The sequence below is a fragment of the Pantoea sp. DY-17 genome (assembly GCF_019795975.1).
GTDB lineage: Bacteria > Pseudomonadota > Gammaproteobacteria > Enterobacterales > Enterobacteriaceae > Pantoea > Pantoea leporis.
The window spans coordinates 231,381-255,685 of record NZ_JAIMIG010000001.1 but is presented as its reverse complement, the minus strand read 5'-3'; the positions used below and the strand labels follow the sequence as shown (position 1 = coordinate 255,685).

The following is a 24,305-nucleotide window of genomic DNA, read 5'->3' as shown; positions in this document are numbered from 1 at the left end:
GACAGCAATGAATATTGAACAGATTTTCGAAAAACCGCTAAAACGTAATATTAACGGCGTGGTTAAAGCCGAGCAGACCGATGACGAAAGTGCCTGGATTGAACTGGATGAGTATGTCATCACCCGCGAACTGGATGGCCACCTACGCCAGTTTTTCGAGGTGTACGCCCCCGCCACAGGCCCCGGTAGATTGCAACTTGCCGATAAGATGGGTGTTTGGGTTTCCGGCTTCTTTGGCTCCGGTAAATCTCACTTCATTAAAATCCTTTCTTATTTGTTGGCGAACCGCGAGGTCAGCCACAATGGCGTAACACGCAATGCGCTCTCTTTCTTTGAAGAGAAAATCGACGATGCACTGTTATTGGCCGATATTCGCAAAGCGGTTCAACACCCGACCGATGTGGTGCTGTTCAATATTGACTCGCGCGCAAACGTTGAAGATGGCGTTGATGCGATCCTAAAAGTTTTCCTGAAAGTCTTTAACGAATTGGCAGGCTATTGCGGGGACTTCCCGCACATTGCACACCTTGAGCGCGAGCTAGATAAACGCGGTCAGTTTGATACGTTTAAAGCCGCCTTTGCCGACATTACCGGCTCTCACTGGGAAGATGAACGCGATGTCTATCTGATGATCAACGATCAGATGGCGCAGGCATTAAGCATCGCAACGAAACAGAGTGAGGAGTCCTCACGCCAGTGGATCGAACAACTGGATAAGAACTTCCCACTGGATATTAAGAACTTCTGTACGTGGGTGAAGGAGTGGCTCGACATCCAGGGCAACCGTAACATTCTGTTTATGGTCGATGAGGTTGGTCAGTTTATTGGCAAAGATGCCCAGATGATGCTGAAACTGCAAACTATCACCGAAAACCTGGGCGTTATCTGCGGTGGTCGCGCATGGGTGATAGTGACATCTCAGGCTGACATCAATGCCGCGATTGGCGGTATGAGCAGCCGCGATGGTCAGGACTTCTCCAAAATTCAGGGACGTTTCTCCACACGTTTACAGCTCTCCAGTTCCAATACTTCAGAAGTTATCCAGAAACGACTATTGGTGAAAACCGACGCGGCAAAACCGGCGCTGGAAGCTGTCTGGCAGGAAAAAGGCGACATTCTACGTAACCAGCTGGCGTTTGACACAACAACCACAGCCACGCTGCGCGCTTACACCAACAGCAAAGAATTCGTTGATAACTATCCGTTTGTGCCATGGCACTACCAGATCCTACAAAAGGTCTTTGAATCGATCCGTACCAAGGGGGCCGCAGGTAAGCAGCTGGCAATGGGGGAACGCTCTCTGCTGGATGCCTTCCAGTCAGCAGCTGTGCAAATCTCTGCCGATGGCCTGGACAGCCTGGTTCCGTTCTGGCGATTCTATTCCGCGATTGAAAGTTTCCTGGAGCCTGCGGTCAGCCGCACCATTATTCAGGCCTGCCAGTCTCCGTCACTGACGGAATTTGACGGCAAACTGTTGAAGACGCTGTTCCTGATCCGCTACGTTGACGTGCTGAAAAGTACTCTTGATAACCTCGTCACGCTCTCCATCGATCGTATTGACACTGATAAAGTGGAACTGCGTCGACAGATTGAAGCCAGCCTTAATCGTCTGCAGGCTGAGATGCTGATCTCACGTATTGATGACAAATTCGTTTTCCTCACCAATGAAGAAAAAGAGATCGAAAACGAAATTCGCAATATCGACATTGAGTTCACCACCATCAATAAGCAGCTCTCGACTATCATTTTTGACGAAATCCTGAAAAGCAAAAAGTACCGTTATCCGGCGAACAAGCAGGATTTTGATATCAGTCGTTTCTGTAACGGACACCCGCTGGATGGCGTGAATCTCAACGATCTTGTGGTTAAAGTCCTCACGCCGCTGGATTCGAACTACGAAAGCTATAGAAGTGCACATTCCAACAGTCTGCTGATGACGGATAGTAAAGACTGCATTCTGATTTGCCTTCCTGATGAAGCTCGTACCTGGCAAGACCTGACCATGTATGCACAGACCAAATCTTTCCTCAGTAAGCAAAGTGGGCAACGCCCTGAGCAAGCAACGCTGTTGGCCGAAAAAGGCCGTGAAAATGGCATGCGCGAAAAAACACTCAAAACGCAGATTGAAGCCCTTTTGGCGCAGTCTGATGTCTGGGCGTTGGGAGAACGGCTGGATAAAAAATCCTCCTCGCCGTCGACGATTGTTGATGCCGCCTGCAGCTATGTAATCGAAAACAGTTTCTCCAAACTTAAAATGTTGCGTCTCAGTACCGGGGATGTAAACCGTGAGACCCATGCACTGCTAACGGTAGAAAATGATACCCAGCTTGATTTGGGAGAAATGGAAGAGTCTAACCCAGAGGCGATGCGTGAAGTGGATAACTGGATCAGTATGAGTATTGAAACTCATAAGCCGGTTTATCTGCGGGACATTCTCACCACGTTTGGCCGTCGCCCATTTGGCTGGCCGGAAGATGAAGTCAAACTGCTGGTGGCTCGACTGGCGCGTAGTGGAAAATACAGTTTCAACTTACAGGGTAGCGAAATCGCTCTGAAACAGGCGTGGGATGCGTTTAATAATTCACGTCGCTACAGCGATTTACGGCTGCTTAAAATTCGTCGCCATGACGAAGCACAGTTAACCAAAGCCGCGCAGTTGATGGCCGACATTGCCGGGGAACCCTTCAACGAGCGTGAAGAGCAGTCGCTGGTGTCCCACATTCGCGAACTGTTTGGCCGTTGGAAGAGTGAACTGACTGTCTTTAAAACCAGATCCGAGAGCGGGCAAAATCCCGGTCGTAAAGAGATTGAAGAAGGTCTTGTACTGCTGAACGGGATTCTCAGTGAGAAAGAAGAGTATGCCGTTATTGAAAAAGTTACCGCAGCGGCTGGCAACCTCGAAGATTTTGCAGAAGACTGGGACGATCTGGTCAGCTTCTACAAGAACCAGTATGCCACCTGGCAACGTCTCAGTGCCGCGTTGAACGGCAGTTTTAAAGCTAACCGTAATGCGCTGGAAAAAGACGATACCGCCCAAAATACACTTCGGGAACTGGAGGCTATCTACGGAAAGCCGCGACCTTACGGTGAACTGCATCGTATTATCCCTCTGATTGAAACAGTTGAGGCTGTTAACCTGCGTCTGGTGGAAGAATACCGCAACCATGCGCTTATGCAGATTACTAACCACATTGACGAGCTGAAGCAAAGCATGCAGGAGATGCACGTTCCTGCTGATTTGCAGCATACGCTCTTACATCCAATGCAGCAGTCACGCAAAAAAGTGGAACAAAACGGTCTAATCCCTCAAATCATGGACGAACAGTCTGAGGTTCTTGCTCTGCAACGTAAAGCGAATGAGCGCCTGAATGCCTGGGTTGAAGAGCAGCGTAAAAAGGAATCAAAACCAGAGCCTGCACCGGGAGGCGTAGTACCGCCTACTGAACCCAAACCGAAGCTTAAAAAAACCATCTACGTGAATACGCGTAAAACGATGGAACGAGCAGCGGGTGTCACAACGCTGGATAACGCCGAACAGGTCGATAAAGCGCTGGAACAATTACGCAAAACACTGATGGATGCCATTAACGCAGGCGAACGCGTACAACTTCAGTAATTCCCCCATTTTCAGGGCAGACGCTGTCTGCCCTATTCAGGACTTCACATGAATACATCAAACATCAAAAAATACGCCCCAGTGGCACGTAAGCAGTTCCGCGATGCGGTCATACAAAAATTGACCACGCTGGGTATCAGTGCGGATAAAAAAGGCAATCTACTGATTGCTGAAGCCACTGATCTGGGCGAAAACGTACGTTATGGACAATTCTCTCTTGCTAAGTCTCTAGTCACGCGTCGTGAACGCCTGGTTAAACGAGCAGAAAAACAGGGTTATGAAGTGCTGGTAGAGCACATCGCTTACACCTGGTTTAACCGCTTCTGCGCCATCCGTTATATGGAGTTGCATGGTTATCTGGATCACGGTTTCCGTATGCTGTCTCATACAAATCCGACACTGGAAGGCGGTTTTGAGGTTCTGGATCATGTGCCGGAAGTAGCTGATGCTCTGGGGCTGGACAAATCGCGCCTGGTGGAAATGAAGCTGGCAGGCGATCGTGACGAAGAACTGTATCGTGAACTATTGCGTGCCCAGTGTCATGCGTTGCACGGTGCAATGCCTTTCCTGTTCGAAGCAGTTAATGATGAAATTGAGCTAATGCTGCCGGATAACCTGACCCGCACCGACTCTATTCTACGTGGGCTGGTGGATACCATTCCTGAAGAGGACTGGGCACAGGTCGAAGTGATCGGCTGGCTATATCAGTTCTACATCTCCGAGAAAAAAGACGAGGTGATCGGTAAGGTGGTAAAGAGCGAAGATATTCCAGCCGCCACCCAGCTGTTTACGCCAAACTGGATTGTGCAGTACCTGGTGCAGAACTCGGTGGGCCGCCAGTGGCTGCAAACCTACCCGGACTCGAGCCTGAAAGGCAAAATGCCGTACTACATTGAGCCAGCGGAGCAAATGCCGGAAGTGCAGGCGCAACTGGCAGCTATTACCCCATCGAGCATTGAACCTGAAAGTATTAAGGTGCTGGATCCGGCCTGTGGCTCCGGCCATATCCTGATTGAAGCCTATAACGTGCTGAAGGCGATTTACGAAGAGCGCGGTTATCGTACCCGTGATATCCCACAGCTGATTCTGGAAAATAACATCTTCGGTCTGGACATCGACGACCGTGCTGCACAACTTTCTGGTTTTGCAATGTTAATGCTGGCGCGTCAGGATGACCGACGTATTCTTAGCCCTGGTCGTGGCGTGCGCCTGAATATCGTTTCCTTGCAGGAAAGTAAACTGGATATCGTTGAACTGTGGGACAAGCTTAATTTCCATCAGCAAGTACAGCGCGGCACCACGGGCCAGATGTTCCCTGAAGGGCCAGCACTGGCCATTACCGACAGCGCGGAATACAACCTACTGATGCGTACGCTGGCGCTGTTCACCAGTGCGAAAACTCTGGGGTCGCTGATTCAGTTGCCGCAGGAAGATGAAGCGGCGCTGAAGACATTCCTGGATGGACTGTATCGTCTGGCTGTCGAGGGTGATATCCCGCAGAAAGAAGCGGCAGCAGAGTTGATCCCGTATATCCAACAGGCTTGGATTCTGGCGCAGCGTTATGATGCGGTGTTGGCAAACCCGCCGTATATGGGTGGGAACGGAATGAACGGTGAACTGAAAGAGTTCGCTAAGAAACAATTCCCGGACAGTAAATCGGATTTGTTTGCGATGTTTATGCAGCATGCGTTTTCTTTGCTCAAAGAAAATGGTTTTAATGCGCAAGTAAATATGCAGTCGTGGATGTTTTTATCGAGCTATGAAGAGCTTCGTGGCTGGCTTTTGGATAATAAAACATTTTTCACCATGGCACATTTAGGTGCACGGGCATTTGGGCAGATCTCAGGCGAAGTTGTTCAAACTACAGCATGGGTAATTAGTAACAACTACAATAAATTTTACCAGCCTGCATTTTTCTATTTAACTAATGGTAATGAGTTACAGAAAAAAAACGCCTTGCTAAAACAGAATAATAGGTTTGATCATGTTTTTCAAAGTGATTTTAAAAAAATACCCAGCTCACCAATTATCTATTGGTTAAAGGGGTTGGATAATTTCAAAAGAAAGAAACTGTCAGCTTATTTTGTTTCCGGAGGTAGAAATAAAACCCATAATAATGATAAGTTCGTAAGATATTTTTGGGAGGTTTCGCTATGCGAAAAAAAATGGATTGGTTATGCTAATGGTGGTGAGTCCAGAAAATACAACGGAAATGATGAGTATGTCATTGACTGGAGCGATGAGGCAAAAGCAGTTTATGATTCACATGGTGGGCTTTCAAATCAAAAGTTCTGGGATAAAACAGGAATAACTTGGTCCCTTATTGGAACTAAAGGGTGTGCATTCCGGTTGAAACCCAATGAACTTCAATATAGTTCGGGTTCACCCGTTATTTTTTGTGAAGATGAAACCACAACCTACGTCACACTTGCTTTTTTAAATTCGATTGTCGGTCAATACTATTTGACAGCGATTAGCCCAACAATAAATACAACTGTAAGCAATGTTCTTTCATTGCCAATGCCTACGCTAAGTCATGATGATGAAGTTAATGTTGTATTAAACATAAAAAAATGCCTTGACGTCGCCAATAAAGATTGGAGTAACTCAGAGAATTCTCCATCCTTTGATAGTAATGCTCTTGTTAAACTTAGCGGGAAGAACTCACTTATACGCGACGTATATTGCTCTCATATAGAGATAGCGAAGAATGAATTGCTTATCTATAATCAGGGTGAGAAGGAAATTGAAGAGGTAATGTGTAGTGATTATGATTTGAATTTAGATGATGAGGTGCAAGGGAATAGTTATGACGCCACGCTAAATTTAAATTTATTATATAAATACGGGAGTAATGATGATGAAAATAAATGTAGACATCAGTCTGATATAATATCTGATTTGATATCATTTATTATTGGATGCCAAATAGGTCGCTACTCCTTAGATCGCGAAGGTTTGGTTTATGCCCACGAAGGCAATAAAGGTTTTTCTTACCTCCAAGATGAACGTGCCTACAAAAGCTTCCCTGCCGACGAAGACGGCATTCTGCCGCTGATGGATTCTGACTGGTTCGACGACGATGTCACCGCACGTGTTAAAGAGTTCGTCCGCACAGTTTGGGGTGAGGAGCATCTACTGGAAAACCTCGATTTTATTGCCGAAAGCCTCTGTTTGTACGCTATCAAGCCGAAAAAAGGCGAATCTTCGCTGGATACTATCCGCCGCTATCTTTCCACTCAGTTCTGGAAAGATCATATGAAGATGTATAAGAAACGCCCGATTTACTGGTTGTTCAGCTCCGGTAAAGAGAAAGCGTTTGAGTGTCTGGTCTATCTGCACCGTTATAATGACGCCACCCTGTCGCGTATGCGTACCGAGTACGTGGTCCCACTGCTGGCACGCTACCAAGGCAATATAGATCTGGTAAGCGATCAGCTTAAAAGCGTCGAATCGGGAGCAGCAACCACCCGTCTGAAAAAAGAGCTGGATGGACTGAGCAAAAAATTCAATGAGCTGCGTAACTTCGACGATCGCTTGCGCCACTATGCTGATAGACGTATCACTATTGATCTGGATGACGGCGTTAAGGTTAACTACGGCAAATTTGGCGATCTGCTGGCAGATGTGAAGGCTATTACTGGCAGCGCACCTGAGGATATTTAATGAAAATAGCGGCGATTTATACACAGGCCGTTGGTCCTTTGGCCGACGGTGAGATTAGTTTCCAGAGTGACTGGTCGGGAGAGATTGAATCGAACGTACTACTCACAGGTCCGAACGGTTGTGGTAAATCGACGCTTCTTCGTTCCATCGCGATGCTTTGGGGAGCACTGGGATTCTGGCTTGAGCAATCCAAACCTCTACCAACATCTCACGAGTCTCGGAAATGGTTAGAACGATGGAAAGGTGTCGCGATTGTTATTGATGATCTATTGCCAACAACGCCATCTCGCTTAGGACTCTTTTTCGGCTCAGAGGAATGGTTCGAGAATTTAATTAAAACCCATAAAGATGTTGAGTGGATTGGTGAAAGCCGTGCAGGGCGTAAATTGACGTTATGGACTCTGGAAGATGCTCGGTTCCAGCAATGGGGCCAGCACTACCAGAAAATGGTAATCACTACTGAGAAAGTCTCGTCACCTAATGTTATTTATTTGGACGCTGAAGCGCGCAGATGGCTCACGCCTAAAAAGAACATTTCCTCACTTGCGCAAGATGATCTTAGCCAGCGCTGGCTGGCAACCTATACCCCAACTTCGGACTGGAAAGGGCAACTCGAAGCATCGCTGTTCAATATGAAAGCCACCCTACCCGATCTATACCCTGAAATGATGAAAAACCTGAATCAGTTCTTCACGGGAAAAGTGATTGAAGAGGACATTCATCCTGGGCAGCGCCAGCAGGTCAGGCTGGCTAACGGTGACACTCATACGCTGGATGAACTGAGTTCTGGAGAGCACCAGGTTTTGATCATGCTCTTCATGGTTCAACGCTGGCTTCAACCGGGTGGTGTTGTATTAATCGACGAACCGGATCTACATCTTCATCCTTCTTTGGTTTCGCCACTGCTTGCGACACTGGAAAACATTATCCAGAAAATGCAGGGACAGCTTATTTTGACTTCTCATGCTACCGATGTTTGGCAACGCTATGAAAGTTTAGGACTCCGTTATCCTCTTTCGGTTGAAAAGGGTGATGAGAAATGAAGGAGTTTGAGTGGCATATCAAGACCATACTTGAGACAAAGATCACCGAAGGAAAAAAAGCGTTAATCGTTGAAGGTAAAACGGACGAGCTTATTTTTACTCAGCTCTTAAAAAAGGTTGATCCCCAGTGGGAAACGAAATGGGTTCTTGCTGAAGTTGGCGGTAAACGTAACGTTGTAGATATCCTTACAGCGCAGCCTACATGGCTGGGTATTGTTGATAGAGATGAGTGGGATAATGCTCAACTTAGCCAGAGGCAGCAGCAACTTCCTAATCTGTTAGTTTTGCCAAGGTTCTGCATTGAAAACTATGTTGTTGTCCCGAGCGAACTTTGGCATTGCTTGCCACATAAGCAAAGAGCAAAGCTCCCGGATGAACGAGAAGCAGCAATCCTGTCTATTGCTACGCCAATTACTGAGAATCTTGAGCGCTGGGTTCAGTTTGGCGCTCTGTGGGCAATTATTAACCCACTCTGGGATGAACTGCGGTTACTTGGTTTCAACCGCGACCTTCTCGACCCTGAGCTGGTTGTTGACGAGCAGGGTTTTCGGGCATAGTGCGCTAGTTGGCATAGTCATCTTGAGCCTCAAGGACTCTGGCTGAGATATCAGGAAAAACTGGCCGCAATTCAGGGGCAGACTGATGATGAAAACCTGCGCACCGTAGTTCATGGCAAAAAATTTTTTAAGGCAATCGTGACCCCTGCATTTAGGCAGCTGTTTGCCATTCAAAGTACTATTTCAGTGGAAGATTTATTCCGAGAAATGCCAGTCCCAGCAGATCTGGCATTTGTCTGGCAACGCATGGATTTAAACCCAGAAGAAAACTAATTATGCAATTTAAAGAACTGGAATCAGGCCTTCGTCAGAAGTTTACCGACAATCGCATCGTCTTCTGGCACGACCCGGAACAACGCTTCATCGATTCGCTCATTGAGCTGGATCTTGACGACGCCTCGCTGCTGGATATGCGCGGCGTTTCTGTGCTCGCCACAAAAAAAAGAATCGAAATCGACGAGCCAACACAGAAATTTTTACTCTATTTTACCAGTGAAGTTCCCACCCGCGAGCAGGACTGGCTACTGGATATCCGCCTCTATAGCACCGAATTCCACGCTGACTATGCCTCGATCACGCTGAACTCATTGGGCATCCCACAACTAGGGTTGCGTGAACATGTTCAGCTTCGCAAAGCTTTCTTTACCGTCAAACGTACTCAGTTACTTAAAGGCTGGGTTACAGAACGCGAAACAGAAAAATCCCTTGATAAGAAGATGCTGGCAGTGGTTGCCGGAGCCAGCACCTTTGAAACCAAAGAGATCCTGTTTGCTCTGATCCAACAATTCGTTGCCGCAAGCCAGCAGGATGATAGTGCTCTGGAAAATACTTTTGCTGTGCTGAAAAAGCTGGGGCTGGATAAGGTCCTCTGGGAAGTCCTTAGTCTAGAACTGGGATACCAGGCAGAAGTGCCGACGCTGGAAAACCTGCTGCTGAAACTGTTCTGTACCGATCTCTGGGCGCAGGGTGATGAAGCGCATCGTGAGTGGTTAAGTAAAAATGTGCTGACTACTGCCGCAGGTCGTGCCTCTGCCTTGGCCTTTATGGGGGCGTGGCGTAACGATCGTCGTTATAAAACAGAATACGATTATTGTGCAGCCGATCTTCAGCAGACACTGCAGCCGAAAGAGCATTACAACTACAGCTCGCCGTATGCGCTGGCAAAATGTGACACCTTCGAAGCTATCGAGCAATTGATTATCCGTGGCCTGGTGACTCAACTACAGGAAGAAAGCACGACCCTGGACAGGGACGCGTTTAAAGTACTGGTGTCAGAGCGCAGTGCGAAATACTGGAGCCAGACGCAGCCAGTGTATCTATCCATCTGGAATGCTATCCGCCAAGCTGAGCGTTTGCTGAATTTGCGTAACCGTTATACCGACGGGTTTAATTTCCCTGATACTGGCGCGTTCTGGACGGCCTACTGCGACGAAATTTATCGCTTCGATCAGACCTATCGTTTGTTCAATGAATATGCCGCACCGGTGCATAGCAAAGGGGCGATGATCTTGCATGAACTGGATAAATTCATTGAAGAGTTGTACAGCAACTGGTATCTGGCCGAGCTGAGTCGTGGCTGGAACAAACTACTGGAAGCGGAAAACCGTATGCAGGGCTGGCATTTTAGCGGCATACCCCTGCAGCATAATTTTTATAAAGATAATGTTAAACGTCAGTTCGACACCTCTCAGGTGAAACGCGTATTTGTCGTGATCTCGGATGCACTGCGCTACGAAGTGGCGGAAGAGCTGGGCAGACATATCAATCATGATAAGCATTTCAGTGCCGAATTGCGCTCCCAGACCGGAGTATTGCCGAGCTACACGCAGCTAGGTATGGCGGCATTGTTGCCTCATGAGTCGTTGAGTTATCTGCCTGACAATTCCGGCGTAGTATATGCCGATGGGATGTCTACCTCCGGTTTTGAAAAACGCGCCGCTATCCTGGCAAAGGTAAATGGTGTTGCGCTTAAAGCGAAGGACTTGCAGAACGCCAACAACCAGGAAGTGAACGATCAAATCCGCAACGCCTCAGTGGTATATATCTGGCACGACACTATTGATGCCATTGGTGATAAGGCTGCAACAGAAGATAAAACGTTTGAGGCCTGCCGAAGTACCATCACTGAGCTAAAAGATCTGGTCTCACGTTTACGTAACCGATTTAATGCCAGCCGAATTTTTGTCACTGCCGATCATGGGTTCCTGTTCCAACAACAGGCGCTGGTGGAGCAAGATAAAACGAAGTTGGAGAGTAAAGCCTCAAATGCGATTGAAGCGAATAAGCGATTCATTATTGGGCATCAGCTGCCTGAAAGTGAGTTTTGCTGGCACGGCAAACTGGCAGATACCGCAGGCGCAAGCGATGAGAGTGAATTCCTTTTACCCAAAGGGGTACAGCGTTTCCACTTTGTAGGTGGTGCGCGTTTCGTTCATGGCGGTGCCATGTTGCAGGAAGTGTGTGTTCCCGTCTTGAAGATTCGCACGCTAGAGAAAAAAGCAGCCGAGAAACAACCACAGCGCCAACCAGTGTCAGTTGTTGCACGGGACCACGTAATAAAACTGGTTAATAGCATTGATAAAATCGGCTTTATCCAGACGACGGCGGTGGACGAGCTCAATGAACCGCGCACGCTGAATATCTTTATCGTTGATGAAAATAATCAGGTTGTCTCCGGAACGGAAACGGTTTGCTTCGATAGCGACAATGACGATATGGGTAAACGCACCCGCGATGTGACTATGAAACTCATGGGCACTGCATTCAATCGTAAAAACAAATATGTTCTGATCCTGGAGAATGCGGACAGCGCAACAGAGTATGGACGCTACCCGATTACGATCGATCTGGCCTTCCAGGATGACTTCTTTTAAGTGAGGCGTTATGCAACAGCAGGATAACTCGGCTAATAACATGGAAATGGCCTCTGCATTGGCTCAGGACCTGGATTCATTATTGAATCAGCACTTTCGTGGTCGCGTAGTGCGTAAAGACCTGACTAAACAACTTAAAGAAGGGGCGAATGTTCCGGTCTATGTGCTGGAGTATTTACTCGGAATGTATTGTGCTTCGGATGATGATGAAGTAATTGAGCAGGGCTTACAGTCCGTTAAACGCATTCTCTCTGATAACTACGTTCGTCCCGATGAAGCGGAAAAAATAAAATCTCTGATCCGTGAACGTGGTTCGTACAAAATCATCGACAAAGTCACCGTAAAGCTAAATCAAAAGAAAGACGTTTACGAGGCTCAGCTATCTAACTTGGGCATTAAGGATGCCCTGGTACCATCGCAGATGGTTAAAGATAACGAGAAGCTACTAATGGGTGGTATCTGGTGCATGATCACCGTGAACTATTTCTACGAGGAAGGACAAAAAACATCTCCGTTCTCACTAATGACGCTAAAACCTATTCAGATGCCGAGCATGGATATGGAAGAAGTCTTTGAGGCGCGCAAGCAATTTGATCGGGACCAGTGGATTGACGTGCTGCTGCGCTCTGTAGGGATGGAGCCTGCTAATATTGAGTCGCGCACTAAATGGCATCTGATTGCACGCATGATCCCGTTTGTGGAGAACAACTATAACGTCTGCGAACTCGGACCGCGTGGAACCGGTAAAAGCCACGTCTATAAGGAGTGCTCACCGAATTCATTACTGGTTTCTGGTGGGCAAACCACCGTGGCTAACCTGTTTTACAATATGGCCAGCCGTCAGATTGGTTTGGTCGGCATGTGGGACGTGGTGGCATTCGATGAAGTAGCAGGGATCACCTTCAAAGACAAAGATGGTGTGCAGATCATGAAGGATTACATGGCGTCCGGCTCTTTCTCTCGCGGACGTGACTCCATCGAAGGAAAAGCCTCTATGGTGTTTGTCGGCAATATCAATCAGAGCATCGATACGCTTGTGAAAACTAGCCATTTGCTCGCGCCGTTCCCGGATGCAATGATCGATACTGCATTTTTTGATCGCTTCCACGCCTATATTCCTGGCTGGGAAATTCCCAAAATGCGCCCGGAATTTTTCACTAACCGCTACGGTTTGATCACTGATTATCTCGCCGAGTACATGCGTGAAATGCGTAAACGTAGCTTCTCAGACGCGATTGATAAATTCTTCAAGTTGGGCAACAACCTTAACCAGCGTGATGTGATTGCAGTACGTCGTACCGTCTCTGGTCTTTTGAAATTAATGCATCCTGATGGTGCTTACGTTAAAGAAGATGTACGCGTATGCCTAACGTATGCGATGGAAGTACGACGCCGGGTGAAAGAACAGCTCAAAAAAATTGGCGGCCTCGAGTTCTTTGATGTGAACTTCAGTTATATCGATAACGAATCCTTGGAAGAGTTTTTTGTCAGTGTTCCAGAACAAGGCGGAAGTGAACTGATTCCTGCGGGGATGCAAAAACCTGGTGTAGTCCATTTGGTTACTCAGGCAGACTCAGGGATGACTGGCCTATACCGGTTTGAAACCCAAATGATGGCGGGAAATGGTAAACATGCCGTTTCAGGCTTGGGATCGAATACTGCAGCGAAAGAAGCTGTTCGAGTTGGTTTCGACTATTTCAAAGGCAACTTGAGCCGTATCAGTGCAGCAGCAAAATTCTCTGAACATGAATATCATCTGCATGTGGTAGAACTTCACAACACCGGGCCAAGTACAACCACCAGCCTTGCATCGTTGATTGCCTTTTGCTCTATGCTGCTGGCTAAGCCCGTACAGGAACAAATGGTCGTCTTGGGTAGCATGACACTGGGAGGCGTGATTAAACCAGTGCAGGATCTGGCAGCATGTCTACAAGTAGCATTCGATAGTGGGGCTAAGCGCGTACTGCTGCCGATGGCATCAGCTATGGATATCCCAACAGTACCAACTGAGTTGTTTACCAAGTTTCAGGTGAGTTTTTACGCTGATCCGGTGGATGCAGTGTATAAAGCGTTGGGAGTAAATTGAATATATCGAGGAGTGGGTCATACTCCTCAGTTAAATAATCTATCAGTCTTTTCTTGTTTATTTTTTTGAACTATATTCACCAATCTCTCTTTTCATCTGGAATGATGTACGGTTAGATAATAATGAAACTAATTGCAAATGGATTGAACAAACAGTTTTTTAGTTCTTTTTTACCCCCTCCGGATTGCGAAATTGACGGTGTCGTTGCAGCAATAGCATATGGTGATGATAAAACTGCGCTACTTGGCCACTGTCTAAAAAACCATCATCGCCTTGATATCTGGATGCGATATGATCACACTGTCCCTGTATCTCCCTCTCTTCTGGCAAAATTTCTTGCTAATACAAAAAATAAGATCTTCTGCAAACTTGTTCCGGATCGTCTTCACAGTAAAGTCATCTGGTGGAAGGGTTATGGCGCATACATTGGATCGGCTAACTTAACCGATCGTGCATGGCATACAAACATAGAAGCTGGTATCTTCTTCACTGAGAGTGATTTATACAGTTCTAATCTAATTGAGCAACTTGAGGAATTCTTCGATAACTTAGCGTCTCTTAACTGTTGCGTTGATCTCCGTGACGATATTATTAATGAACAAAGACAATTATTAAAATCAAAACTCGAGTTAGATAAAAAAGAGCAAGAACTTATCAAAAAACGAAAAGTACCTGAATGGGGCGGTGTAAACTTTATTGATAACAAAAAAATTAAAGATAAAAGAAAAGAGAGTTTTCATAAGGAATGGGAAGGCACGCTTTCAATCATTCAGAATATCTCAAGCCAGATTAATGATTACAGGCCTATATGGGTGTCAGAAGATACTCCAAAGTTCTGGCAAACCGATCAGTTTTTACATGCATATTATTATAAGCAAGTTCATCAGCAAGATAATACTTATCCTTTTGAGGATTTTTATCATACTAACAGTAAAAACCCACAAGCTGCATTGATGAGCATGCTATCCTGGTGGAAAAGCCAATCAGTTCCTCCATCTAATGAGGATATTCACCTTGTGATCTATGCTCCCTATATTCGGAAACACTTATCAAAAAACAGCATTAGCTCGTTGACTGAGGACAAGCTTCATAAAATATTCGGCTATACGCATGCAACGATGGACCATGTAATAAAAATGAGTGCTGACACATTTGGCCTTTCTGCCAAAACATTCTTAAATAAGGAAGAGCGTGCTCTTTTATTTACAAAATGGATCATGGGCCAAAACAATCAAAAAGGTATGACTATTTCCGAATTACTCAACTATGTGCTCTACGGTGGAAAGCCTTCTTTGATGTGGGAAAGGATCTATCAGGCAGGTAAAGATGAGGAATATAAATTCCAGCATTACGGTATTAACTCCATTGCTGAAGTTGTTGGCTGGGCCAGACCTGATGATACACCTCCCAGAAATGGCAGAACTAATAAAGCATTGCGGGCCTTGGGCTATCCAGTTCACGTGAATATTTGAACATCATTTCTCCTACTCCAGTAAATATAATTCTTACTCAATAAAGTACTTCAAAGGCGTGCTCAGTTCACCAGAACACGCCTGCCGAAAACAGCCAGTACAAAATAGAGTTATTTTACAATTGCATACTCTATCTAATCGGCCAAGATCACTCTGCATATTACTTTGAAGCCAGAATGATTCTCCCCATTGAAGCATGCTGTGATTCAGGTACTTCGCGGCGTTTATTTAACTCCCGGAAGAAACTTACAATCTTACTTAAAGTTTCTATAAAATTAATTTGTCACATACTTGTGTCGTCATTGCAGGAAATGGGTGGCAGGGAAAGCATCGAAATGGTGCAGCTATAAGCTCACCTGGCACCGAACCATTAAACGGAGCATACGAGGCAAATTGACGCGATTTTTGGCAGTCGTGCCCCAAATCTGTCCCATGGGGAAAATTTGAAAGCGGGAGTAGAGTGATAACTCGTTGATTTGTATGGTACGCCCTACAGGATTCGAACCTGTGACCTACGGCTTAGAAGGCCGGTGCTCTATCCAACTGAGCTAAGGGCGCATAGTGATGGGGTCGGATTATACGTCCAGCGGCTCGCGCGTCAACGTTTTTGCCCTTGAACAGAAGCGGAGTGCTGCCAGATTAACCAAAACCCCTTAATGCCGCTTGCGCCATTCGCTCATCGACACTAGATTCCCGCCCTGCTCCGTTTCGCCTTCCAGCTCAATCCCTTGCTGCGTGAAGTGCGCATTGTACTGGTCGCGCAGCGCATGCAGTTCCTGGCTGTCTGGCTCCAGCTGGCGCAAGAACCCCAACGCCAGCAACAGCTGTTGCCTCGATATCAACGCTGAAAACCCCGCCCGGCTCAAAATGCCATGCCAGCGCTGAATATTTTCGTCGCTGCCATCAACAATCAGCACCTGCCAAATCAGCAGCACCGCCGCGCCATTATGCAGATGCGTGTCGTTATCGCCCGCGATGTAATCGGTAAACTCTTTTGCCGCCTCTTTGCCCATCAGCGACAGCATCGATTCGATATGCACCGGCGGCAGTTGCAACCGTTTATTGAGCGCCTGCACCGCATGGCGCGAGCTGGCCGTCAGCAGCTGAAAACCTACCACGAACACCACCGCCAGCGTGGCGAGAATTAACCAAATCATCACGTCATCCATCTCATTCACTGCCCGGCATCATAAGCGCTAACGCGGGCGGGCGCCACGGCGAAAAATCGGGAAAGCGGCGTTGATGGCGAATCTCTACCTGACAGCCGCACGCGCTTCTGACAGAATAGGCGCCATCCCCGATCTAACCCTCTACAGATGGATTTCCTCTCTGATGGCAGCAAAAATTATTGACGGTAAAACGATTGCGCAGCAGGTGCGCCTTGAGGTTGCCGAAAAAGTACAGCAGCGTCTGGCGGCCGGTAAACGAGCGCCCGGTTTGGCAGTTGTGCTGGTGGGTGAAAACCCGGCTTCGCAGATCTATGTCGCCAGCAAACGTCGTGCTTGTGATGAAGTGGGCTTCATCTCCCGCTCCTACGATCTGCCCGCCACCACCAGCGAAGCCGAGCTGCTGGAGCTGATTGATACGCTCAACAACGACAACGATATCGACGGCATTCTGGTGCAGCTGCCGCTGCCAGCCGGCATCGATAATGTCAAAGTGCTGGAGCGCATCGTGCCGGACAAAGATGTGGATGGTTTCCATCCATACAACGTCGGTCGTCTGTGCCAGCGCGCGCCCAAGCTGCGCCCTTGTACGCCGCGCGGCATCGTCACTTTGCTGGAGCGCTACAATATCGATACTTACGGCCTGAACGCCGTGGTGGTTGGCGCATCGAATATCGTTGGCCGTCCGATGAGCATGGAGCTGCTGCTCGCCGGTTGTACCACCACCGTGACGCACCGTTTCACCAAAGATCTGCGTCATCACGTTGAGCACGCCGATCTGCTGGTGGTGGCGGTTGGCAAGCCGGGCTTTATTCCGGGCGACTGGATCAAGCCGGGCGCGGTAGTGATTGATGTGGGTATCAATCGTCTCGACAGCGGCAAAGTGGTGGGCGATGTCGAGTTCGAAGCCGCTGCTGAGCGCGCCTCGTACATCACGCCGGTTCCAGGCGGCGTCGGTCCAATGACGGTCGCGACACTGATCCAAAACACGCTAACGGCGTGTGAAGAATTTCACGACATTGAGGAGGCATAATGGCCAGTTTTTCTCTCGGTAAACATGCCCACGTAGATTTGTGCGACCTGCTGAAACTCGAAGGTTGGGTGCAAAGCGGTGCGCAGGCGAAAGCGGTGATTGCGGAAGGCGAAGTGCGCGTCGATGGCGCAGTTGAAACGCGTAAGCGCTGCAAGATTGTTGAAGGCCAGAAGGTCGAGTTTGCGGGCTTTAAGATTACGGTTGTTGCCTGACCTTTAGGCGTCCCAATCGGGACGCCTAAATCCGCTCTTCCCCCACCACCCGAGTTTCCCCTTCAATTTGCTCAAGTTCGATATGATTCACCGCCGTATGCTGCGCAATCAGCGTCGCCAGTTTCGGTGAATGGCTGGTGATCCACAGTTGGCTAAACTGGCTGGCTTCGGCGATCAGTCGTGCTAATGCAGGCAACAAATCTTCATGCAAACTGTTCTCCGGTTCGTTCAGCGCCATAAACGCTGGCGGCCGCGGGCTGAGCAGCGCCACCACTAAGCAGAGAAAGCGCAGCGTGCCATCCGAGAACTCGGCGCTCTCCAGCGGACGCAAAATTCCCCGCCGTGACATCAGCATCTGAAAACGCCCGTTCTGCACGTCAACGTGAAATTCCGTGTCCGGGAAGGCTTCGGCCATTACCTCAAGCAGTAATTCGGAATGACCGCGTTCAACAATCGTAGCCCAGGCTGCGGCCAAATTGCTGCCATCGTGGCTCAGTACCGGCGCGCGCACGCCAATCTGCGGCGCACGAATCGGCGAACCGGGCCACACCGCAAACTCATGATAGAAACGCCACTGGCGCAGCCTTTCACGTACCTGGGAAAGCTCGGGATAAAGGTGCGGCTCGCCAAGCTGCCCAAACAGCGACTCTTCCGGATGCAGCACCGCAGGATAAGCAACGCGTTCGCCCTCAACGTTGTGCAGGAAAGCGGTTTGATTTTGCCGCTGCAGGATGCAGGAGGAAGGACGCCGACGCTGGCCGCTCATCCATATACGCTCCTCTTTCACCAGCGGATCGAGGTTAAACATGCTGGTGGCTAACGGCTCAGGAAAACCGATATCAAGCTGATAATCCATATCATCCATCACCACCGCGAGCGCCAGACGTTTAGGATCGTGGCGACGATCGCCGCGCCGTAATCCGCCCGCCCACATCGCTTTCTGGATGCCGCCCTCTTCCGCCAGCGCCAGCGCTAAACGTCCGCTCGCCGCTTCGTGTAGCAATCGCACCGCTTTATACAGGTTAGATTTGCCGCAGCCGTTGGGGCCGCTCACCACGTTGAGCTGTTGCAGCGGTAGCGTCAGGTCGCGCACCGATCGGAAGCCGTGAATATGAATATGTTCAATCGCCATCAATAAAAAAGGGCGATTTCTCGCCCTCTCCGGTTATTTGCGTCGCCAGCTGGAACCTTGCGGCCCATCCTCAACGATCACGCCCAACTCATTGAGCTTATCGCGCGCCACATCCGCCTGCGCCCAATCTTTGGCTGCACGCGCGTCGGAACGGGCTTTCACCCAATGCTCGATTTCCGCCACTTCATCGTTATTCACCTGCGCTCCGCTTTGCAGGAACTGCTCGGGATCCTGCTGCAGAATGCCGAGCACGTTAGCGATCTGGCGCAGTTTCGCCGCCAGCGCATCAGCGGAGGCTTTGTCTTCGGTCTTCAGACGATTCACTTCACGCGCCATATCAAACAACACCGAATAGGCTTCCGGCGTGTTGAAGTCGTCATCCATCGCGGTACGGAAACGCGCTTCAAACTCTTCGCCACCCGCCGCCGTGGCGCTGGCATCGGTATGACGCAGCGCGGTGTACAAGCGCTCGAGCGCCGCACGCGCCTGATTGAGGTTATCTTCGCCGTAATTGAGCTGGCTGCGATAGTGGCCCGACATCAGGAAGTAACGCACGGTTTCGGCATCGTAGTGCTGCAACACATCGCGCACGGTGAAGAAGTTATCCAGCGATTTCGACATCTTCTCGCGGTCAACCATCACCATGCCGGAGTGCATCCAGTAATTTACATACGGGCCATCGTGCGCACAGGTGGATTGCGCCACTTCGTTTTCATGGTGCGGGAACATCAGGTCCGAACCGCCGCCGTGAATGTCGAAATGGGTGCCGAGCTGTTTGCAGTTCATCGCCGAACACTCGATGTGCCAGCCGGGACGGCCGTTGCCCCACGGCGAGTTCCACGCCGGTTCGTCGGCTTTAGACATCTTCCACAATACGAAGTCCATCGGATTGCGCTTCACATCCGCCACTTCGACGCGCGCGCCGGCCTGCAGCTGCTCCAGATCCTGACGCGACAGCACGCCGTACTCTTTGTCGCTCATCACATCGAACATCACGTCGCCGTTGTCCGCCACGTACGCGTGCTTACGCTCAATCAGCCTGCCAACCAGCTCGATGATTTCATCGATATGGCGGGTGGCGCGCGGCTCCAGATCCGGCGGCAAAATGCCGAGCGCAGCGAAATCGTTGTGCATCTCGGCGATCATGCGGTTGGTCAGCGTTTCGATGCTTTCCCCGTTTTGATTGGCACGTTTGATGATTTTGTCATCGATATCGGTGATGTTACGCACATACTTCAGCTGATAGCCCACGTAACGCAGATAACGCGCCACCACGTCGAATGCCACAAATGTACGCCCATGGCCGATATGACAGAGGTCGTAAACCGTGATACCACACACGTACATACCGATTTCACCGGCGTGGATAGGTTTAAATTCCTCTTTCTGTCGACTCAGGGTGTTATAGATCTTCAACATTGAATGGTTCCGTTAGTGACGTTTGCGGGATACGCCCTTGCAGCGTAGCCGGTTATTGTGCCGTATTTTTCTGACTTGTGCATCGCTCGGTTGCCAACTGCCGTCCGGTTACTGACGCGTTATTGGAAATTGTGATATAAGAAGCGTCTACAAAAATGCCCCGCCGCCTTACAGGCGTGGCAGTTGATACTGACGACAACCTTGACAGGAAGAAAATAATGGTCACTTTCCAGACGAACCATGGCGATATCGTAATCAAAACTTTCGATGACAAAGCGCCGGCTACCGTGAAGAACTTCCTGGAATACTGCGCGGAAGGTTTTTACGATAACACTATCTTCCATCGCGTAATCAACGGTTTCATGATTCAGGGCGGCGGTTTTGAGCCTGGCATGAAGCAGAAAGATACCAAAGCAGACATCCGCAACGAAGCGAACAACGGCCTGAAAAACACCAAAGGCACCCTGGCGATGGCGCGTACTCAGGCGCCACACTCTGCAACAGCCCAGTTCTTTATCAACGTGGCAGACAACGACTTCCTGAATTTCCGTGACGAAAGCCTGCAAGGCTGGGGTTACTGCGTGTTCGCTGAAGTGGTTGAAGGCATGGACGTGGTTGAGAAAATCAAAGCGGTGAAAACCGGCCGCAGCGGCATGCATCAGGACGTTCCGGTTGAAGATGTTGTCATCCAGAAAGTGACTGTTAGCGAGTAATGTCGCGCACGCTGTTTATCGCAGATCTGCATCTGTGTCATGAAGAACCGGCAATTACTGCCGGTTTTCTGCATTTTTTGCAGGGAGAAGCGCGCACGTGCGATGCGCTTTACATCCTCGGCGATCTGTTTGAAGCCTGGATCGGCGACGACGATCCTAATCCGCTGCATCAGCAAATCGCTGCGGCGCTCAAGGCGCTGCCAGTGCCGAAGTTCTTTATTCACGGTAACCGCGACTTCCTGCTCGGCCAGCGTTTTGCGCGTGCCAGCGGCATGGCGCTGCTGCCGGAAGAGAAAGTGCTCGATCGCTACGGACATCGTGTGTTGATCATGCACGGCGATACCTTGTGCACCGACGATGAAGGCTATCAGCGCTTCCGCGCCAAAGTGCATCAGCGCTGGTTGCAGCGTCTGTTCCTCACGTTGCCGCTGCGTCTGCGCATGCGCATTGCCGCGCGCATGCGCAATGGCAGCAAGCAGGCGAATCAGCATAAATCAGTCAGCATCATGGACGTCAATCAGTCCGCGGTGGAAGCCGCGATGACGCGCCAACAGGTGGCGATTCTGATTCACGGCCACACGCATCGTCCCGCCATTCACGCCTTCCCGCTGCACGGCAAAAACGCCCAGCGCGCGGTGCTGGGTGCCTGGCATGAGAACGGATCGATGATTCAGCTCGATGCCAGCGGCGTAAGCCTGATCGAATTCCCCTTCTGAAATCCGGGCATCAATGCCCGTTTTCCGCCTACGCAACCGTTTTCCTTGCTGCCATCTCATGCTATTCTCTGTGCCCTTCTTCGCCTGCCCGCCCGGCCAGGTTCGTTTGCATATTCACAGGAGTTGACCGCATGTCATCCAACGCCGCCCCGGCCCGTATCGCCATTGTCATGGGTTCCAAAAGTGACTGGGCTACCATGCAGTTCGCCGAGGAAATTCTTAACAGCCTGGATGTTCCCTTCCACGTTGAAGTGGTCTCAGCTCACCGTACGCCCGACAAACTGTTCAGCTTCGCGGAAACCGCCGCCGACAACGGTTTTCAGGTGATCATCGCCGGTGCCGGCGGTGCTGCCCATTTGCCGGGCATGCTGGCCGCGAAAACGCTGGTGCCGGTGCTGGGCGTGCCCGTGCAAAGTGCGGCGCTGAGCGGCGTCGATAGCCTCTACTCCATCGTGCAGATGCCGCGCGGCATTCCGGTGGGTACGCTGGCAATTGGTAAAGCCGGTGCTGCCAACGCCGCCCTGCTGGCGGCACAGATTCTGGCGATCCACGACAGCGCGCTGTCAACGCGCATCGCTAACTGGCGTCAAACGCAAACTGATGAAGTGCTGAACAACCCGGATCCGCGGGAGGACGTATGAAGCCGGTTTGCGTATTAGGAAATGGTCAGTTAGGCCGCATGCTGCGCCAGGCGGGTGAACCGCTCGGCATCGCGGTGTATCCGGTGGGCCTGGATGCAGAACCTTCTGCGCTGCCGATCGCCGAAAGCGTGATCACCGCTGAGATCGAGCGCTGGCCGGAAACCGCGTTAACCCGCGAACTGGCGAGCCATCCGGCCTTTGTGAATCGCGATATTTTCCCGCGTCTGGCCGATCGCCTGACGCAAAAACAGCTGCTGGATCAGCTGAACCTCGCTACCGCGCCGTGGCAGCTGCTGGCCGATAAAGCCGAGTGGCCAAATGTGTTCAACTCGCTTGGCGAACTGGCGATTGTAAAGCGTCGTACCGGCGGCTATGACGGCCGTGGCCAGTGGCGTTTGCGCGCCCATGAAACCGACGCGCTACCGGATGAATGCTACGGCGAATGCATCGTTGAGCAAGGCATTAACTTCAGCGGCGAAGTGTCGCTGGTCGGTGCGCGTGGGCACGATGGCAGCACGGTGTTTTATCCGCTGACGCACAACCTGCATCAGGATGGCATTCTGCGCACCAGCGTGGCGTTCCCGCAGGCTGATACCGCACAACAACAGCAGGCGGAAGCGATGCTCAGCGCCATCATGCATGAGCTGAACTACGTCGGCGTGATGGCGATGGAGTGTTTCATTACGCCAGAAGGTTTACTGATCAACGAGCTGGCACCGCGCGTGCACAACAGCGGCCACTGGACGCAGAATGGCGCGTCAATCAGCCAGTTCGAACTGCATCTGCGCGCGGTTTTGGGCCTGGCGCTGCCAAAGCCGGTGGTGTTTGCGCCGTCGGTGATGGTGAATCTGATTGGTACTGAGGTGAATCTGGCGTGGCTGCAGCAGCCGCTGGTGCATCTGCATTGGTACGACAAAGAGGTGCGTGAAGGCCGCAAGGTTGGGCATCTTAATCTCACCGATAGCGATCACGCGCGTCTGGCGTCAGCCTTGAATGCGCTGGTGCCGCTGCTGCCGGAAGCGTATGCAAGCGGGATTGCGTGGGCGGTTGAGAAGCTGTAGTTCAGCTGTTTTTCCCCTCACCCTAGCCCTCTCCCATTGGGAGAGGGAACCGATCGCGCCAACATCTCCCTCTCCCTCTGGGAGAGGGCCGGGGTGAGGGCATCAGCCCGCTCAGAACTCCCCTTACCCCACCATCTTCATCGCCACATGGCTCCAGCGATTCAGATGCGTAATCTGGAACCCATGCGCACTGAACAATGCATTCAGCGACGCTTCCGAATGAATCGTAATATGACCGGTGCGCGGCGCAATATACCAGTCAGTCATCCCCAAATGACTCACTTCGTCAGTGGTCGCGGTGCTGAAGAAAAACACTCCGCCTTTTTTCAAAAAACCTGACACTTCTGCCAGCGTTTTATGCGGATCCGGCGTATGCTCAAACACCTCAAAACTGGTCATAAATTCATAAGAATTCAGTTCTGGATAATCGCCGGGCACAAACGGATCCCACGCCACCATATCAATGCCCACTTCCTGCATTAAGCGCGCCAGCGTGCCGGTGCCTCCACCGTAATCCAGCATTTTTTTGCCGTGATATTTTTTGAATAACGTCAAAATCAGATCGCGATTTCTCATCGGTCGATTGATCTCATAGTTAGGATCAAACTGCCCGTAAGCCTCGTTATACATATGCTGTGCATAATCCGCTGGCGTCCAGTCATCGCATGCGTGGGTATACACCAAACCACAGGTCTGGCATTGATGATAATAAATCGCCACGCCGGTGAGCGGATAAGTGTAACGACTGGCATTTTCCGAATGACAGATGGTATTGAAATCGGTCACACCATACAGCGTGGCCTCGCCCTGGCAGACTTTACAGCAGCCGATTTCAACAACGGATTTGACGATAAGTGGAGATGACATGTTTAGCCTTAAATAAGTCTGGTCTGCTTTCA

General features: G+C 50.0%; 17 protein-coding genes, 1 tRNA gene and 1 pseudogene. 14 read left to right on the top strand and 5 right to left on the bottom strand.

Annotated features, from left to right (window positions below):
- Positions 1-7: 7 nt before the first annotated feature.
- The 8 genes and pseudogenes from brxC to K5Y33_RS23620 form a co-directional block, all read left to right on the top strand.
- On the top strand, positions 8-3,616 hold the full coding sequence (gene brxC / locus K5Y33_RS01225; RefSeq protein WP_222233110.1) for a BREX system P-loop protein BrxC: 3,609 nt from the start codon (positions 8-10) through the stop codon (positions 3,614-3,616).
- Positions 3,617-3,664: 48 nt separating this feature from the next.
- Positions 3,665-7,282, top strand: a complete 3,618-nt coding sequence (pglX, locus tag K5Y33_RS01220; RefSeq protein ID WP_222233109.1) for a BREX-1 system adenine-specific DNA-methyltransferase PglX — start codon at positions 3,665-3,667, stop codon at positions 7,280-7,282.
- Entirely contained in the window at positions 7,282-8,325 is a 1,044-nt protein-coding gene (locus K5Y33_RS01215) for an ATP-binding protein (RefSeq protein ID WP_222233108.1), read from the top strand. The genes pglX and K5Y33_RS01215 overlap by 1 nt, the downstream gene beginning before the upstream one ends.
- Positions 8,322-8,882 (top strand): DUF4435 domain-containing protein, encoded by a 561-nt coding sequence (locus K5Y33_RS01210; RefSeq protein WP_222233107.1) that lies wholly within the window; start codon positions 8,322-8,324, stop codon positions 8,880-8,882. The genes K5Y33_RS01215 and K5Y33_RS01210 overlap by 4 nt, the downstream gene beginning before the upstream one ends.
- 275 nt (positions 8,883-9,157) lie before the next feature.
- Positions 9,158-11,755 (top strand): BREX-1 system phosphatase PglZ type A, encoded by a 2,598-nt coding sequence (pglZ, locus tag K5Y33_RS01205; RefSeq protein WP_222233106.1) that lies wholly within the window; start codon positions 9,158-9,160, stop codon positions 11,753-11,755.
- A 10-nt stretch (positions 11,756-11,765) separates the two neighbouring features.
- Positions 11,766-13,841 carry a protease Lon-related BREX system protein BrxL gene (gene brxL, locus K5Y33_RS01200; RefSeq protein WP_222233105.1) on the top strand — a complete coding sequence of 692 codons (2,076 nt, stop codon included), beginning with the start codon at positions 11,766-11,768 and terminating at the stop codon, positions 13,839-13,841.
- 122 nt (positions 13,842-13,963) lie between these two features.
- The gene (locus tag K5Y33_RS01195) at positions 13,964-15,313 is read left to right on the top strand and encodes a phospholipase D-like domain-containing protein (RefSeq protein ID WP_222233104.1); all 1,350 of its coding nucleotides are present in this window, start codon (positions 13,964-13,966) and stop codon (positions 15,311-15,313) included.
- 293 nt (positions 15,314-15,606) lie between these two features.
- Positions 15,607-15,777: pseudogene (locus K5Y33_RS23620) on the top strand (integrase); the annotation flags it as partial.
- Between the two features lie 17 nt (positions 15,778-15,794).
- On the opposite strand, the gene K5Y33_RS01190 reads toward K5Y33_RS23620, so the two are convergent.
- Together K5Y33_RS01190 and K5Y33_RS01185 are read right to left on the bottom strand one after the other, a co-directional pair.
- Positions 15,795-15,871, bottom strand: a tRNA-Arg gene (locus tag K5Y33_RS01190).
- A gap of 95 nt (positions 15,872-15,966) precedes the next feature.
- Positions 15,967-16,470: a DUF1198 family protein gene (locus K5Y33_RS01185; RefSeq protein ID WP_222233103.1), complete on the bottom strand. Its 504-nt coding sequence runs from the start codon at positions 16,468-16,470 to the stop codon at positions 15,967-15,969.
- A gap of 175 nt (positions 16,471-16,645) precedes the next feature.
- Between K5Y33_RS01185 and folD the strand changes: the two genes are divergently transcribed.
- The gene (gene folD, locus K5Y33_RS01180) at positions 16,646-17,512 is read left to right on the top strand and encodes a bifunctional methylenetetrahydrofolate dehydrogenase/methenyltetrahydrofolate cyclohydrolase FolD (RefSeq protein WP_036648219.1); all 867 of its coding nucleotides are present in this window, start codon (positions 16,646-16,648) and stop codon (positions 17,510-17,512) included.
- On the top strand, positions 17,512-17,724 hold the full coding sequence (gene ybcJ / locus K5Y33_RS01175) for a ribosome-associated protein YbcJ (protein ID WP_007890771.1): 213 nt from the start codon (positions 17,512-17,514) through the stop codon (positions 17,722-17,724). Before folD ends, ybcJ begins: the two co-directional genes overlap by 1 nt.
- Positions 17,725-17,749: 25 nt before the next feature.
- Here the strand turns inward: ybcJ and K5Y33_RS01170 are convergent, their stop codons facing one another.
- Positions 17,750-18,856: an AAA family ATPase gene (locus K5Y33_RS01170; RefSeq protein ID WP_222233836.1), complete on the bottom strand. Its 1,107-nt coding sequence runs from the start codon at positions 18,854-18,856 to the stop codon at positions 17,750-17,752.
- Between the two features lie 33 nt (positions 18,857-18,889).
- On the bottom strand, positions 18,890-20,275 hold the full coding sequence (gene cysS, locus K5Y33_RS01165; RefSeq protein ID WP_222233102.1) for a cysteine--tRNA ligase: 1,386 nt from the start codon (positions 20,273-20,275) through the stop codon (positions 18,890-18,892).
- A 218-nt stretch (positions 20,276-20,493) separates the two neighbouring features.
- Here cysS and ppiB point away from each other — a divergent pair, with 218 nt between their 5' ends.
- The 4 genes from ppiB (at position 20,494) to purK (ending at position 23,406) form a co-directional block, all read left to right on the top strand.
- On the top strand, positions 20,494-20,988 hold the full coding sequence (ppiB, locus tag K5Y33_RS01160) for a peptidylprolyl isomerase B (RefSeq protein ID WP_008103818.1): 495 nt from the start codon (positions 20,494-20,496) through the stop codon (positions 20,986-20,988).
- A complete protein-coding gene (locus tag K5Y33_RS01155; protein ID WP_222233101.1) occupies positions 20,988-21,704 on the top strand; it encodes a UDP-2,3-diacylglucosamine diphosphatase in 717 nt (238 codons plus the stop codon). Before ppiB ends, K5Y33_RS01155 begins: the two co-directional genes overlap by 1 nt.
- Positions 21,705-21,835: 131 nt before the next feature.
- Positions 21,836-22,345 (top strand): 5-(carboxyamino)imidazole ribonucleotide mutase, encoded by a 510-nt coding sequence (gene purE, locus K5Y33_RS01150; protein ID WP_110865667.1) that lies wholly within the window; start codon positions 21,836-21,838, stop codon positions 22,343-22,345.
- Complete coding sequence (gene purK / locus K5Y33_RS01145; RefSeq protein ID WP_222233100.1) at positions 22,342-23,406, top strand: 5-(carboxyamino)imidazole ribonucleotide synthase; 1,065 nt, start codon at positions 22,342-22,344, stop codon at positions 23,404-23,406. The genes purE and purK overlap by 4 nt, the downstream gene beginning before the upstream one ends.
- A gap of 123 nt (positions 23,407-23,529) precedes the next feature.
- Here purK and K5Y33_RS01140 read toward each other — a convergent pair whose 3' ends face one another.
- Positions 23,530-24,273, bottom strand: a complete 744-nt coding sequence (locus K5Y33_RS01140; RefSeq protein ID WP_101762377.1) for a class I SAM-dependent methyltransferase — start codon at positions 24,271-24,273, stop codon at positions 23,530-23,532.
- Positions 24,274-24,305 lie beyond the last annotated feature (32 nt).

Excerpts from the sequence above, each read along its gene's own strand:
- brxC (WP_222233110.1), top strand. The coding sequence starts at position 8 with ATGAATATTGAACAGATTTTCGAAAAACCGCTAAAACGTAATATTAAC.
- pglX (WP_222233109.1), top strand. The coding sequence starts at position 3,665 with ATGAATACATCAAACATCAAAAAATACGCCCCAGTGGCACGTAAGCAG.
- K5Y33_RS01215 (WP_222233108.1), top strand. The coding sequence starts at position 7,282 with ATGAAAATAGCGGCGATTTATACACAGGCCGTTGGTCCTTTGGCCGAC.
- K5Y33_RS01210 (WP_222233107.1), top strand. The coding sequence starts at position 8,322 with ATGAAGGAGTTTGAGTGGCATATCAAGACCATACTTGAGACAAAGATC.
- pglZ (WP_222233106.1), top strand. The coding sequence starts at position 9,158 with ATGCAATTTAAAGAACTGGAATCAGGCCTTCGTCAGAAGTTTACCGAC.
- brxL (WP_222233105.1), top strand. The coding sequence starts at position 11,766 with ATGCAACAGCAGGATAACTCGGCTAATAACATGGAAATGGCCTCTGCA.
- K5Y33_RS01195 (WP_222233104.1), top strand. The coding sequence starts at position 13,964 with ATGAAACTAATTGCAAATGGATTGAACAAACAGTTTTTTAGTTCTTTT.
- K5Y33_RS01185 (WP_222233103.1), bottom strand. The coding sequence starts at position 16,470 with ATGATTTGGTTAATTCTCGCCACGCTGGCGGTGGTGTTCGTGGTAGGT.
- folD (WP_036648219.1), top strand. The coding sequence starts at position 16,646 with ATGGCAGCAAAAATTATTGACGGTAAAACGATTGCGCAGCAGGTGCGC.
- ybcJ (WP_007890771.1), top strand. The coding sequence starts at position 17,512 with ATGGCCAGTTTTTCTCTCGGTAAACATGCCCACGTAGATTTGTGCGAC.
- K5Y33_RS01170 (WP_222233836.1), bottom strand. The coding sequence starts at position 18,856 with ATGGCGATTGAACATATTCATATTCACGGCTTCCGATCGGTGCGCGAC.
- cysS (WP_222233102.1), bottom strand. The coding sequence starts at position 20,275 with ATGTTGAAGATCTATAACACCCTGAGTCGACAGAAAGAGGAATTTAAA.
- ppiB (WP_008103818.1), top strand. The coding sequence starts at position 20,494 with ATGGTCACTTTCCAGACGAACCATGGCGATATCGTAATCAAAACTTTC.
- K5Y33_RS01155 (WP_222233101.1), top strand. The coding sequence starts at position 20,988 with ATGTCGCGCACGCTGTTTATCGCAGATCTGCATCTGTGTCATGAAGAA.
- purE (WP_110865667.1), top strand. The coding sequence starts at position 21,836 with ATGTCATCCAACGCCGCCCCGGCCCGTATCGCCATTGTCATGGGTTCC.
- purK (WP_222233100.1), top strand. The coding sequence starts at position 22,342 with ATGAAGCCGGTTTGCGTATTAGGAAATGGTCAGTTAGGCCGCATGCTG.
- K5Y33_RS01140 (WP_101762377.1), bottom strand. The coding sequence starts at position 24,273 with ATGTCATCTCCACTTATCGTCAAATCCGTTGTTGAAATCGGCTGCTGT.